Source organism: Sanguibacter sp. TS_SC_8, assembly GCF_055361235.1.
Genome location: NZ_CM143955.1, coordinates 3,086,109 through 3,098,626 on the forward strand (window position 1 = coordinate 3,086,109; position 12,518 = coordinate 3,098,626).

12 protein-coding genes are annotated in these 12,518 nt (G+C 70.7%); 6 read left to right on the plus strand and 6 right to left on the minus strand.

All coding sequences use genetic code 11. From position 1 onward, the window contains the following. Nucleotides 1–2: 2 nt before the first annotated feature. Nucleotides 3–1,295 carry a DUF58 domain-containing protein gene (locus ACWA15_RS14020; RefSeq protein ID WP_464055978.1) on the plus strand — a complete coding sequence of 431 codons (1,293 nt, stop codon included), beginning with the start codon at nt 3–5 and terminating at the stop codon, nt 1,293–1,295. Continuing rightward, nucleotides 1,296–1,418 (plus strand): hypothetical protein, encoded by a 123-nt coding sequence (locus tag ACWA15_RS14025; protein WP_464055979.1) that lies wholly within the window; start codon nt 1,296–1,298, stop codon nt 1,416–1,418. Nucleotides 1,419–1,614: 196 nt separating this feature from the next. On the opposite strand, the gene ACWA15_RS14030 is transcribed toward ACWA15_RS14025, so the two are convergent. Next, the gene (locus ACWA15_RS14030) at nt 1,615–2,604 is read right to left on the minus strand and encodes a stage II sporulation protein M (protein WP_464055980.1); all 990 of its coding nucleotides are present in this window, start codon (nt 2,602–2,604) and stop codon (nt 1,615–1,617) included. Nucleotides 2,605–2,666: 62 nt separating this feature from the next. Here ACWA15_RS14030 and ACWA15_RS14035 point away from each other — a divergent pair, with 62 nt between their 5' ends. Continuing rightward, a complete protein-coding gene (locus ACWA15_RS14035) occupies nt 2,667–3,485 on the plus strand; it encodes an RDD family protein (RefSeq protein ID WP_464055981.1) in 819 nt (272 codons plus the stop codon). Nucleotides 3,486–3,497: 12 nt separating this feature from the next. On the opposite strand, the gene ACWA15_RS14040 is transcribed toward ACWA15_RS14035, so the two are convergent. The 3 genes from ACWA15_RS14040 to ahcY form a co-directional block, all read right to left on the minus strand. Beyond that, nucleotides 3,498–4,154, minus strand: coding sequence for a response regulator (locus ACWA15_RS14040; RefSeq protein WP_464055982.1), 657 nt, complete (start codon nt 4,152–4,154; stop codon nt 3,498–3,500). A gap of 95 nt (nt 4,155–4,249) precedes the next feature. Beyond that, a complete protein-coding gene (locus tag ACWA15_RS14045; protein ID WP_464055983.1) occupies nt 4,250–5,608 on the minus strand; it encodes a sensor histidine kinase in 1,359 nt (452 codons plus the stop codon). Between the two features lie 127 nt (nt 5,609–5,735). Beyond that, a complete protein-coding gene (gene ahcY / locus ACWA15_RS14050) occupies nt 5,736–7,244 on the minus strand; it encodes an adenosylhomocysteinase (protein WP_464055984.1) in 1,509 nt (502 codons plus the stop codon). A gap of 682 nt (nt 7,245–7,926) precedes the next feature. Between ahcY and ACWA15_RS14055 the strand changes: the two genes are divergently transcribed. The 3 genes from ACWA15_RS14055 to ACWA15_RS14065 all read left to right on the plus strand — a co-directional run bounded on the left by ACWA15_RS14055 (nt 7,927) and on the right by ACWA15_RS14065 (nt 11,166). Further along, entirely contained in the window at nt 7,927–9,231 is a 1,305-nt protein-coding gene (locus tag ACWA15_RS14055) for a quaternary amine ABC transporter ATP-binding protein (RefSeq protein WP_464059519.1), read from the plus strand. After that, entirely contained in the window at nt 9,228–10,112 is an 885-nt protein-coding gene (locus tag ACWA15_RS14060; protein WP_464055985.1) for an ABC transporter permease, read from the plus strand. The genes ACWA15_RS14055 and ACWA15_RS14060 overlap by 4 nt, the downstream gene beginning before the upstream one ends. 112 nt (nt 10,113–10,224) lie before the next feature. Next, nucleotides 10,225–11,166, plus strand: a complete 942-nt coding sequence (locus ACWA15_RS14065; protein ID WP_464055986.1) for a glycine betaine ABC transporter substrate-binding protein — start codon at nt 10,225–10,227, stop codon at nt 11,164–11,166. 91 nt (nt 11,167–11,257) lie between these two features. Here ACWA15_RS14065 and ACWA15_RS14070 read toward each other — a convergent pair whose 3' ends face one another. Together ACWA15_RS14070 and ACWA15_RS14075 are read right to left on the minus strand one after the other, a co-directional pair. After that, complete coding sequence (locus ACWA15_RS14070; protein ID WP_464055987.1) at nt 11,258–12,166, minus strand: cation diffusion facilitator family transporter; 909 nt, start codon at nt 12,164–12,166, stop codon at nt 11,258–11,260. Nucleotides 12,167–12,255: 89 nt separating this feature from the next. Continuing rightward, entirely contained in the window at nt 12,256–12,441 is a 186-nt protein-coding gene (locus ACWA15_RS14075) for a Trm112 family protein (protein ID WP_464059520.1), read from the minus strand. Between the last annotated feature and the right edge of the window lie 77 nt (nt 12,442–12,518).

Sequence of the window (12,518 nt, forward strand, 5' to 3'; positions counted from 1 at the left end):
CCATGGTCCTCACCTGGCGCGCGGTCGCTCTCACCGCGTTCGGCATCGTCCCCGTCCTGCTCTCCGGGGACGTGGGGATGGTCGTCGTGTGGGCGGCCGTGGTCGCCGTCGTCGCCTGCGGTGACGCGCTCCTGGCCGCCTCACCGCGGCTCGTCTCGATCCAGCGGACGGTCCCGCGCAGCGTCCGGCTGACCGAGCACGCCCGGTCCGTGCTCGTGGTGACCAACGAGTCGCGTCGCACCTTCACCGGGGTCGTCCGCGACGCGTGGGCACCGTCCGCCGGGGCGCAGGCCAACCGCCATCCGGTGACCGTCCCGGTCGGTGAGTCCCGGCGCCTGACCACCGTGCTCGTGCCCACCCGCCGCGGGGACCGCCCGGCGGACCGGGTCACGCTGCGTGCGCTCGGGCCGCTCGGGGTCGCCGGACGCCAGGCCTCCATCCCGGTGCCCGGCGTGCTGCGGGTGCTGCCCGAGTTCGCCTCCCGCAAGCACCTGCCCAGCCGGCTCGCCCGGCTGCGGGAGATGGACGGGCAGGCCGCGGTGCAGATCCGCGGGGAAGGCACGGAGTTCGACTCCCTGCGCGAGTACGTCATCGGCGACGACGTCCGGTCGATCGACTGGCGAGCCTCGGCCCGGCGCACCGAGATGGTCGTGCGGACCTGGCGTCCCGAGCGTGACCGACGGGTGCTCATCGTCATCGACACCGCCCGCACGTCGGCGGCGCGGATCGGGGACCAGCCGCGTCTCGACGCGAGCATCGAGGCCGGACTGCTGCTGGGGGCGCTGGCCGCCAAGGCCGGCGACCGGGTCGAGCTCATCGCCTACGACCGGACCGTGCGCGCCCGGGTCGCCGGGGCCGCCGGGCCGCGGCTGCTGCCGGCACTGGCGAACGCGATGGCCCCGCTCGAGCCGGCGCTGCTCGAGACCGACTGGCCGGGACTGGTGGCCCTGGTCCGTGAGCGGCTCTCCCAGCGCGCCCTCGTGGTGCTGCTCTCCTCGGTCGAGCCCGCCGCGATCGAGACCGGGCTGCTGCCCGTCGTCGACCAGCTGAGCTCCGTGCACCAGGTGGTGCTCGCCTCGGTGGCCGACCCGGACGAGGCCCAGATGTCCGCCCGGCGCGAGACGGCGTCGGACGTCTTCGACGCGGCGGCGGCGGCGCGTACCGAGCTCGAGCGGATTGCGGCGACAATGGTTCTGAACCGCCGTGGGGTGGAGGTCGTCTCGGCGCTGCCCGAGGACCTCGCGCCGCGGCTGGCGGACATGTACCTCTCCCTCAAGGCCGCAGGAAGGCTCTAGATGCGCCCCACGATCAAGCGAACCCCGTCCCGTGAACGCCGCACCCGCCAGATCGCGATCGCCGTGATCGCCGCCATGGTCCTCATGGTCGCCGCGCCGGTCATCTTCTTCGTCCTCTCCTGACCCACCCGGGTCGCGCCCGGCGCCCCCGCCCGCTCGTGACCGGCGCCCGCGCCGGCCCACCGAGCTCGTGACCCGGTCGCCGAGCTCGTGACTGGCCCGTCGACCTCGTGAGCCACGGGCGTCCAGGCCCCAGGACCGGCCCTCGCTCACGAGCTCGACGGCGCTCTCACGAGCTCGCGAGAGCGCGCGGGGTGGGTCAGGCCGCTACGGGCTGGACGCTTCCGGCGAGGTCGGCGTCCAGGTCGCCGGTGGCGCCGTCGGCCGCGGCCCGGCGACCCAGCACGAGGATGTAGACCCAGAAGGCGGCGAGCGCCAGGGCGCCGATGACGATCTTGAGCCACCAGGCCAGGGTCGAGCCGGTGACGAAGCCCTCGATGAGGCCGGACACCGCGAGGGTCATGACCAGGCCGCCGGCGACCGTGAACAGCGCGCGCCCCTCCTCGGCGAGGGCGCGCGAGCGGGGCCGCGGCCCGGGGTCGACGAGCGTCCAGAAGATCTTCAGTCCGGCCGCGCCGGCCACGAAGATCGATGTGAGCTCGAGCAGCCCGTGCGGGGCGATGAGCTTGAGGAACATCCCGAGCTCGCCGTAGTGGGCCATCATCCCGCCGATCGCACCGACGCCCACCGCGTTCTGGACGAGCATGAACACCGGCCAGATGCCGGAGATGCCGAAGGCGATGCACTGCGCGGCGATCCACGCGTTGTTCGTCCACACGACGGCCGCAAAACCCGCGCCGGGCTCGTAGTAGGACGCGAAGGCGTTGTCGACGTACTCCTCGCGGAAGCTCGGTGGGCCGACCGCGGCGAGCCCCTGGGGTGTCGTGGCGACCCAGATCCCGGCGATCACCGCGAGGACCACGCAGCTGGCCGTCACGACGTGGATCCACCACCGCAGCCGGAACAGCGCCGCGGGCAGGGACACCAGGAGGTAGCGCTGGACGTCGCGCCAGGCCGGCTCGTGCGCCCCGGCGATCGTGGTGCGGGCACGGTTGAGGGTCTGAGAGAGCTCGGAGATGAGGACCGGGTCGGGGGCCGAGGAGCGGATCATCGACAGATGGGTGGCCACCGCCTGGTAGAGGCGGACGAGCTCGTCCGCCTCCGCGCCGCTGATCCGGCGCCGGGTGCTGAGCATCTTCAGGCGCGCCCACTCACCGGAATGCACATCTGAGAAGGCGTCGAGGTCCACGGACGATACCCTGCCATAGAACGCCGGGCCGCGGCGTGCACATCGCAAGCTCGGAGGGTCGGATGGACGACGGCGTCGTCATCGGAGAAGGCGTGGTCCTGGACGCGCGCCCAGCATCGTTCGCGACCCGCATGCTCGGGTCCGCCCTCGACGTCACCGTCCAGCTCGTGGTGCTGCTGGCCCTGCTGCTGGTGGCCACCGGCAACTTCGACCTCGGCGGGGAGAACGTCGCCCCCGCCTTCCTCATCGCGATCGTGGTGACGGTCATGGTCATCGTCCCCACCACGGTGGAGACCCTCACCCGGGGCCGCTCGCTGGGCAAGCTCGCGACCGGCATCCGCATCGTGCGCGACGACGCCGGCCCGGTGCGCCTGCGCCACTCCTTCATCCGCGCCCTGGTGGGTGTCGGGGAGCTGTGGCTGACGGCCGGGACCGTCGCGCTGTTCGCCTCGCTCTCCAACACCAAGGGCAAGCGGGTCGGGGACATGCTCGCCGGGACGTACGCGATCCGGGTCCGGGGAGGGGGCACCGCGTCCGCCCGGGTGACCATGCCTCCCCCGCTGGCCGCGTGGGCCGCGACCGCCGACATGCGGCGCCTGCCCGACGGCCTGGCGCTGTCGACCCGGCAGTTCCTCGCCCGCGGCTCCACGATGCACGCCGCCTCACGGCTGCGGATGGGTCGCGAGCTCGCGGCGCGGATCGAGCAGTACACGGCCCCCGGTCCTCCGCCCGGCACGCCGACCGAGGCGTTCCTCATGGCCGTGCTCGCCGAGCGTCGCAACCGCGAGTGGATCGCCGCCCAGCGGTCCCGCGCGGTGGCCGCCGAGCAGTCGGAGATGGTCCGCCGCCTCCCCTACGCCATCCCCGACCCGGTCAACTGACCCCCACCCGGGTCAGGCGTTGAGCAGGCGCAGCACCGCGAGGACCCGGCGGTGGTCTCCGGCGTCCAGCGGCAGGTCGAGCTTGGCGAAGATGGACGAGACGTTCTTCTCGACCGCGCCGTAGGACAGCACGAGGAGCTCGGCGATCGCGGAGTTCGACCGGCCCTGCGCCATGAGCTCGAGGACCTGCCGTTCGCGGGGGCTCAGCCGGGCGAGCCCGCCGTCGTTGTGCGCGGCGCCCATGAGCTGGGTGACGACCTCGGGGTCGAGCACGGTGTGACCGGCGGCGATGCGCTCGAGGGCGTCGAGGAAGTCCGAGACGTCGGCCACCCGGTCCTTGAGCAGGTACCCGACGCCGCGCGCGTCACCGGTGAGCAGCTGCGCCGCGAAACGGGTCTCCACGTACTGGGAGAACAGCAGCACGCCCTGGGCGGGGTTCTCGGCCCGGATCGCCAGCGCCGCGTGCAGTCCCTCGTCGGTGTACGTCGGCGGCATCCGGATGTCGATGATCGCGACGTCAGGCCGGCGCTCGGGGGGCAGCGCGGCGAGCGCGGCGCACAGCGCCACTCCGTCGCCCACCGCGCCGACGACGTCGTGGCCGCGCCGGGTGAGCAGCGCGACGAGTCCGTCGCGCAGGATGACCGAGTCCTCGGCAATGAGCAGTCGCATGGGTCTCTCTCGTCGATCGGTCGGGTCCGGTGCTGGGCGAGCGGGCGGGCGGGAACAGGGGGCAGGGCGGGAGGGACAGAGGTGAGCGGGCGCGGCTAGACCTGCATCGGCAGGGTGATGGTCACCAGTGTGGGTCCCCCGACGGGGCTCGAGATGACGAACTCGCCGTCGACCGACCCGACCCGCTCGGCGAGCCCCGCCAGCCCGCTGTGGTGACCGTCGACGTCGGGCACGAGGATCACGGCGCCGCCGGTGCCGTCGTCGCGCACGCGCATGTGCAGCGTGTCCTCGCGCGCCTCGACGAGGACGTACAGGCCGGTGGCGTTCGCGTGCTTGATGGTGTTGGTGAGCAGCTCGGTGACGCAGAAGTAGGCGATCGTCTCGATCGCCTCGGCCGGGCGCCGCGCGGGCGGGCCCGGGATGTCGATGTCGACGGTGACCGGCAGCGGGCTGCGGGCCGCGAGGGTCTCCAGCGCGACCGCGAGACCGTTGTCGAGGGCCGGCGGGTGGATGCCGCGGGCCAGCTCGCGCAGCTCGACGAGCGTCTCCTTGGTCGCGGTGTGCGCGGCGGCGATGAGCTGGGTGAGCTCGGGCGCGGCGCCGCTCGCGACCGCCTGCTCCTTCGCCTCGCCGAGCTGCATCGCGATGGCGACGAGCCGGGCCTGGGTGCCGTCGTGCAGGTTCCGCTCGATCCGGCGCAGCGTCGAGTCCGCGTCCTCGACGGCGCGCCCGCGGGACTGCTCCAGGCGCGCCACCCGCAGGCTCGCCGCCGTCGGGCCGAGCAGCGAGCTGGCCAGCATGCGGTGCAGGTGCGCGACACCGCGGGTCACGGCGGTGCCGATGAACAGCAGGAACACCCCGAACAGGGCGAAGCCGAGGTTCCGCCACGGGGTGTCGATGAAGAAACCCTCGATGATCTGAGAGCCGGAGTGCATGAGCCCGTCGGCGTCGGGCTGAGCGGGCAGGTAGCGCCCCCAGATCCAGTGGGTCATCGCCCCGAGCGGGGCCACGATGAAGGTCACCGCGACGACGAAGGTCATCAGGGCGAGCGGGAACTGGAGCACCATGTACGCGATCGCGCGCCACCCGGCGCCATCGGAGATCATCGACCACACCGCGCCCCAGAAGCCTGACCGGCGCCGGAACGGGGTGGGGCTGGCGATCGGGGTGCGCAGCAGGCCGCGGGCCAGCCCGCGGTCGATCCCGGTCATCCCGCGCGCACCGACGACCATGACGGCGAGGATCCCGGTCCCGCCGACGACGGTGATCAGCAGGGACGCGGTGAGCGAGATCATCACCACGACGTAGACGAAGCCGACGATCGACCAGGGCATGGCGAGGACGAGGTAGCCGAGCTCGCGCCACGTGCGCGTGGCGAACGGGCCGTGCCAGAACCCCACCCGCTCCAGCGGTGGGACGTGCGCGATGGCCGTGGGGTCAGAGCTCGTCGACATGGACTCATCCTCCTGGGTGCGTGGCCGTCTGCGCGACGGGGCCACCCACCGTCGTGCACGGAGGACATCCCCCCTGACCTGCTCTGATGCGCCGGCGGCGGGACGTGACCGCCCGCCGCCGGACCGCTCAGTAGCGGTAGTGCTCGGCCTTGTACGGGCCGGCCGGGTCGATCCCGAGGTAGTCGGCCTGCGCCGGGGTGAGCGTGGTCATCCGCACACCGAGGGCGTCGAGGTGCAGGCGGGCGACCTTCTCGTCGAGGATCTTCGGCAGGCGGTGCACCGCGACCGGGTACTCCTCGTCCGTGCCGGCCTTGGTGAAGACCTCGATCTGGCCGATCACCTGGTTGGCGAAGGAGTTGCTCATGACGAAGGACGGGTGACCGGTCGCGTTGCCGAGGTTGAGCAGGCGCCCCTCGGACAGCACGATGATCGAGCGCCCGGGGTTCTCCCCCTCGGTGAAGGTCCACTCGTGCACCTGGGCCTTGATCTCGGTGCGCGTGACCCCCGGGACGCGGGCGAGGCCGGCCATGTCGATCTCGTTGTCGAAGTGGCCGATGTTGCCGACGATCGCCTTGTTCTTCATCGCCGACAGGTGCTCGGCGGTGATGACGTCCTTGTTGCCGGTCGTGGTGATGAAGAAGTCCGCCTCACCGAGCACGTCCTCGATGCGGGCGACCTGGTAGCCGTCCATCGCCGCCTGCAGCGCGCAGATCGGGTCGATCTCGGAGACGATGACGCGCGTGCCCTGGCCGCGGAACGCCTCCGCCGCGCCCTTGCCGACGTCGCCGTAGCCGGCCACGAACGCCACCTTGCCGCCCATGAGGACGTCGGTCGCGCGGTTGATGCCGTCGGGCAGGGAGTGGCGGATGCCGTACTTGTTGTCGAACTTGCTCTTCGTGACCGAGTCGTTGACGTTGATCGCCGGGAAGAGCAGCTGGCCGGACTCGGCGAGCTGGTAGAGGCGGTGCACCCCGGTCGTGGTCTCCTCGGTCACGCCGAGGATGTTCTCCCCGATCGTGGTCCAGCGCAGCGGGTCCTCCTGGAGGACGCGGCGCAGCAGCGCGTGCACGACGTTGGCCTCGTCGGAGTGGTCCGGCTCGCCGGGGATGGTGTCTGGGGGGACCGCGCCGATGCGCTCGTAGGCCAGGCCGTTGTGGACGAGGAGGGTCGCGTCGCCGCCGTCGTCGAGGATCATGTTCGGGCCGACGTACTCGCCGTCGGCCCCCGCGGGCCAGACGAGGATCTGCTCGGTGCACTCCCAGTACTCCTCGAGGCTCTCGCCCTTCCAGGCGAAGACCGGGACGCCGGCGGGTGCGTCCGGGGTCCCGTCCGGCCCGACGACGGTCGCCGCAGCGGCCTCGTCCTGGGTCGAGAAGATGTTGCAGGACGCCCAGCGCACCTGCGCGCCGAGGGCGGTCAGCGTCTCGATGAGCACCGCGGTCTGCACGGTCATGTGGATCGAGCCCGCGATGCGGGCGCCGGCCAGCGGCTGGGCCTCGCCGTACTCGGCGCGCAGCGCCATGAGCCCGGGCATCTCGTGCTCGGCGAGACGGATCTGGTGGCGACCCGCCTCCGCGAGGGAGAGGTCGCGGACCTTGTAGTTACCGGGGGACTCGCTGAAGCTGGACGTCGACATGGTGCTCCGTGGTCGCAGGGTGGGATCCCCTACAGACTACTCGGGGCGGGCCGGCGGCGTCAGCCTCGTGCGCAGCGCCGGAACCAGCGCCACCGCCGTGCAACCGCGGCGGTGAGCCAGGCCACATTTCGGGGATATTAACCGACATATGGCACAGCCCCCGAAAAGCGTCGGTCACGAAACGGTAACGATCAAGAACCGAGCATTTGCAACGGCTAGCGGGGTGGAATTAGGTAAAGACTTCCCCTCCAGACCCCCATCTAGCACCCTCCGCTGGTAGATAACTGACCAACGATGAGGCATGGTAGTGACGACCGATCAAGGAAAAGATCGGCCTGCGAGAGCTTCGAACAGTCGTGTCATGTGTGGGGATCCCCGCCGGACGACCCCGGTCACCCGGAGAACCGAAGCTCAGCGGCGCGGCAGCGATCAGCTGCCAGCGCGTCGCCTCAGGAGGCGACCACTGCACCTCGGGTGTGGGTCTCAATGCTTCGCAGGCCGCACCTTGCCACCGCACGAGCGGAGGCAAGGACACCCGAACGGGGAGACAGTGACCGTAGTGCAAGGCAACTCCGCAGAACTCAGCGACTCAGCACGATCCACAGACTCAGCAGCAGCCGCGCCAGCCGCGACCGACCAGTCCTCCGCGGCTGACCGGTCCGCACCGAGCGCAGCGCCCGAGATGGCCGTCCAGGTCGAGAACGTCTACAAGGTCTTCGGCCGCCGCCCCAACGAGGCGGTCCGCCAGCTCACCCGGGGCGCCACCCGCGACGAGGTCAAGCACCTCGGCACCGCGGCAGTCATCGATGCGAGCTTCGAGGTCGCCCGAGGCGAGATCTTCGTCGTCATGGGGCTCTCCGGCTCGGGCAAGTCGACGCTCATCCGGATGCTCAACGGGCTCTGGAAGCCGACCTCGGGTCACGTCCGCATCGGTGGCGCCGACCTCGCCCAGGTGTCGACGAAGGAGCTGCGCTCGATCCGCCAGCACAGCGTCAGCATGGTGTTCCAGCACTTCGCCCTGCTCCCGCACCGCACGGTGCGCGACAACGCCGCCTACCCCCTGGAGATCCAGGGCGTGGGCAAGGCCGAGCGGCTCGCCCGGGCGCAGACCGCCCTCGACCTCGTCGGGCTCACCGACTGGGAGGACCACCTGCCCTCCCAACTCTCCGGTGGCATGCGTCAGCGCGTGGGCCTGGCCCGGGCACTGGCAGCCGACACCGAGGTGCTGCTCATGGACGAGGCCTTCTCTGCCCTCGACCCGCTCATCCGGCGCGAGATGCAGGAGCAGCTCGTCGAGATCCAGCACAAGCTCGGCAAGACCATCATCTTCATCACGCACGACCTCAACGAGGCCATGTTCCTCGGCGACCGCATCGCGGTCATGCGCGACGGCAAGATCGTCCAGATCGGCTCGAGCGAAGAGATCCTCTCCAACCCGGCCAACGACTACGTCGCGCAGTTCGTCGCCGACGTCGACCGCACCCGGGTGCTCACCGCGGCCTCCCTCATGAACCGTCCTGCCGCCGTCGTCCCGCTCTCGGCCGGCCCGCGTGGCGCCTCGCGCACCATCCGCGACGCCCAGGTCCAGGCGGCCTACGTCGTCGACCGCTCGCGCCGTCTGGTCGGCGTCGTCTACGACTCCGAGGTCGTCGACGCCCTGCGCGCCGGCATGACGTCGATCGAGTCCCTCGTGCGCGACGACGTCACCGCGGTCACCGAGGACACCTCGCTCTCGGAGATCTTCGCCCCCGCGGCGGAGTCCCCCCTCCCCGTGCCGGTCACCGACTCCGAGGGCCGGCTCGTCGGAGTGATCCCGCGGGTCGTCCTGCTCGAGGCCATGGTGCCCCCGCAGCTCGAGGAGACCTCTCACGAGACCACAGGCACCAGTGAGAACGCTGACGGCCTCGCGGACGACGTCGGGCCCGACGACCCCGGTCCGCTCGCACCCGCCACCCCGATCGAGCAGACGACAGGAGCACGCCCGTGATCACCACCGCAGACACCACCTCAGGCCTGCCCCGCATCGCCCTCGGCGACTGGGTCGAGTCCGTCATCAGCTGGGCGACAGCGACCTTCGGGTGGTTCTTCGACCAGCTCAAGATCATCCTCGTCTGGTGCTACGACCAGATCGACCTGGTCCTGTCCGGGCCGCCGTTCTGGGCCGTCGCACTCGTGCTGGCAGCCCTGGCCTTCTGGGCCAAGGGATGGAAGCTCGGGTTGGGCACGCTCATCGGCTTCGTCATCATCGACGTCGTCGGGCAGTGGTCCAACGCGATGGACACCCTCGCCCTCGTCATCCTCGCCAGTGTCATCGCGCTGGTCATCGGGATCCCGCTGGGCATCTGGGCCGCGCGCAACGATGTGGTCTCCAGCATCCTGCGACCCATCCTCGACTTCATGCAGACGATGCCGGCCTTCGTCTACCTCATCCCCATGGTGGTCATCTTCCTCACCGGGGTGGTCCCGGGGATCGTCGCGACCGTGATCTTCGCCCTCGCCCCCGGTGTGCGCTTCACCGAGCTCGGCATCCGCGGCGTCGACAAGGAGGTCGTCGAAGCCGGCCACGCCTTCGGCGCCACGGACGGGCGCATCACCCGCCAGATCCAGCTCCCGCTCGCGATGCCGACCATCATGGCCGGCGTCAACCAGGTCATCATGCTCTCGCTGTCCATGGTGGTCATGGCGGGTCTGGTCGGCGCACGCGGCCTCGGTGGCGACGTCGTCGCCTCCCTGCAGCGCGTCAACATCTCGCTCGGCTTCGAAGCCGGCCTCTCCGTCGTCGTCCTGGCGATGTTCCTCGACCGCGTGACCTCTGCCCTGGCAGCACGCGCCCCCGTCTCCAAGGCGCTCTCAGCCGCCTCGGTCTGACCGGTCGGTCCTGCCCGGTGATTCACCGGCGCAGGGCGGCCCGGCTCCTCGCACCACTCCCCGATCCCGCGGCGGCAGGTCATCCGGACCAGCCGCCTTCAGGAAGGAACCCATGTTCAACCGCACCACCGCCCGTACCAGCATCGTCGCCGCCTCCATCGCCTTGGCGCTCGGGGTCGCAGGCTGCTCCAGCACGGACTCCGCCGACGGCTCGGCAGCGTCCTCCGGCGGCGACACCGTCGAGAACGGCGACCTGGCCACGGTCTCGATCGGAGTCCACTCCGGCTGGGACGAGGGCATCGCGGTCTCCCACCTCTTCAAGGTCATCCTCGAGGACGAGGGCTACACGGTCGAGACGACCGAGGCCGACGCCGGCATCGTCTACACCGGCCTGACCGGCGGCGACTTCGACGTGAACTTCGACATGTGGCTGCCCACGACCCACGCGGACTACCTCACGAAGTACGGCGACCAGATGGAACAGCTCGGCGCCTGGTACAAGGACGCGAAGCTCACCATCGCCGTCAACGAGGACTCCCCGATCACCTCACTCGACGAGCTCGCTGCCAGTGCAGACGACTTCGGCAACCGCCTCGTCGGCATCGAGGCCGGAGCCGGCCTGACGACCATCACCCAGGACAAGGTCATCCCGGACTACGGCCTCGAGGACATGGACTACGTCATCTCCTCGACCCCGGCGATGCTCGCCGAGCTCAAGGGTGCGACCGACGCCGGCGAGAACATCGCCGTGACGTTGTGGCGCCCGCACTGGGCCTACGACGAGTTCCCCGTCCGCGACCTCGAAGACCCCAAGAACGCCCTGGGCGACGCCGAGGAGATCAACTCGGTCGGCCGTGTCGGCTTCACTGAGGACTTCCCGACCCTCGCGTCGTGGATCTCGACCTTCACCCTCGACGACGAGCAGCTGTTCTCCCTCGAGAACATCATGTTCAACGAGAACGGTGGCTCCGACAACGACGCCTCCGCGCGCACGTGGCTCGAGGCGAACCCGACGTTCGTCGAGGACCTCAAGGCCGCCACCGCCTCGGAGTAGTCCGCCCCGGAGCACCGAAGGCCCCGTGATCGACCTGCTGCACACTCGAGCAGGACGGTCGCGGGGCCTTCTGCGATCTCGGCTCGTACCGTCAGTCGCGCAGGTCGGGCTCGAGGTAGATCCGCGCAGCGATGGGCACGGCCGCACGGACGCGGCCCTCGGCCGCGTCGATCGCGTCGGCGATCTCCTCGGCGCTGTCGCGCACGTCGACCTCGATCTTCGCGGCCACCAGGAGCTCTTCCGGTCCCAGGTGCAGCGTCTTGATGTGGATGACGGACGGCACGCCGGGGCCGACCAGCGCGGCCTCGATCGCCGCGACGTCAGCCTTCGTGGCCGACTCCCCCAGCAGCAGCGACTTGGTCTCCAGCGCCAGGACGACCGCGATGAGCACGAGCAGCACGCCGATGCACGCGGTGCCCGCGGCGTCCCACCGTCCGTCGCCGGTGATGAGCGTGAGCCCCACCCCGAACAGCGCCAGGACCAGGCCGACGAGCGCACCGAGGTCCTCGAGGAGCACCACGGGCAGCTCGGGGGCCTTGGCCGTGCGGACGAACTGCACCCAGGTCTGCTTGCCGCGCACCAGGTTGGACTCGTGGATCGCGGTCCGGAAGGAGTAGGACTCCATGCCGATCGCGGCGACGAGCACGACGACGGGGACCCACTTCCACGAGTCGATCGCGTGCGGGTCCTGGAACTTGTGGAACGCCTCGTACAGCGCGAACAGGCCACCGACGCTGAACAGCACGATCGAGACGATGAAGGCGTAGATGTAGCGCTCGCGTCCGTAGCCGAAGGGGTGCTTCTCGTCGGCCTCCCGGCGGGCGCGCTTCCCGCCGAGCAGCAGCAGTGCCTGGTTGCCGGAGTCTGCCAGGGAGTGCACGGACTCGGCGAGCATCGAGGAGGAGTGGGTGAGCAGGTACGCCACGAACTTCGTGACGGCGATGCCGAGGTTCGCGATGAGTGCCGCGATGATCGCTTTGGATCCGCCGTGCGTGGACATGGAGCTCCCAGATGAGGATGAGGTGAGGGCGGTGGTGCCGCCGCGACAGACTACATGCGGAGCGTCGTCGGCGCCCTCCCGGCAGACGGCTAGAGCGGGCGCGCGTCGTCCACGAGCAGCACCGGGATGCCGTCCCGCACCGGGTACGCCAGCGGGTCGACCTCGGCGGTCGAGTGCAGCTCGGCCTGCCCGTCCGGCCCGACGCCGTCCACCAGGGGCGCCCCGCTCACCGGGCACCGCAGGATCTCCCGGACCCACGGGTCCAGGGGGAACATCTCCGAGCTGCTGCCGGTGGTGCTCTCGGTGGTGCTCTCGGTGGTGCTGTCGGTGGTGCTGCCCGACGGCGCGCGCT

What these genes read in the sequence shown, in the direction of transcription:
- ACWA15_RS14045 (WP_464055983.1), bottom strand. Translation starts at nt 5,608, where the DNA reads ATGTCGACGAGCTCTGACCCCACGGCCATCGCGCACGTCCCACCGCTG.
- ACWA15_RS14070 (WP_464055987.1), bottom strand. Translation starts at nt 12,166, where the DNA reads ATGTCCACGCACGGCGGATCCAAAGCGATCATCGCGGCACTCATCGCG.
- ACWA15_RS14025 (WP_464055979.1), top strand. Translation starts at nt 1,296, where the DNA reads ATGCGCCCCACGATCAAGCGAACCCCGTCCCGTGAACGCCGCACCCGC.
- ACWA15_RS14035 (WP_464055981.1), top strand. Translation starts at nt 2,667, where the DNA reads ATGGACGACGGCGTCGTCATCGGAGAAGGCGTGGTCCTGGACGCGCGC.
- ACWA15_RS14020 (WP_464055978.1), top strand. Translation starts at nt 3, where the DNA reads ATGGTCCTCACCTGGCGCGCGGTCGCTCTCACCGCGTTCGGCATCGTC.
- ACWA15_RS14040 (WP_464055982.1), bottom strand. Translation starts at nt 4,154, where the DNA reads ATGCGACTGCTCATTGCCGAGGACTCGGTCATCCTGCGCGACGGACTC.
- ACWA15_RS14065 (WP_464055986.1), top strand. Translation starts at nt 10,225, where the DNA reads ATGTTCAACCGCACCACCGCCCGTACCAGCATCGTCGCCGCCTCCATC.
- ACWA15_RS14075 (WP_464059520.1), bottom strand. Translation starts at nt 12,441, where the DNA reads ATGTTCCCCCTGGACCCGTGGGTCCGGGAGATCCTGCGGTGCCCGGTG.
- ACWA15_RS14055 (WP_464059519.1), top strand. Translation starts at nt 7,927, where the DNA reads ATGGCCGTCCAGGTCGAGAACGTCTACAAGGTCTTCGGCCGCCGCCCC.
- ahcY (WP_464055984.1), bottom strand. Translation starts at nt 7,244, where the DNA reads ATGTCGACGTCCAGCTTCAGCGAGTCCCCCGGTAACTACAAGGTCCGC.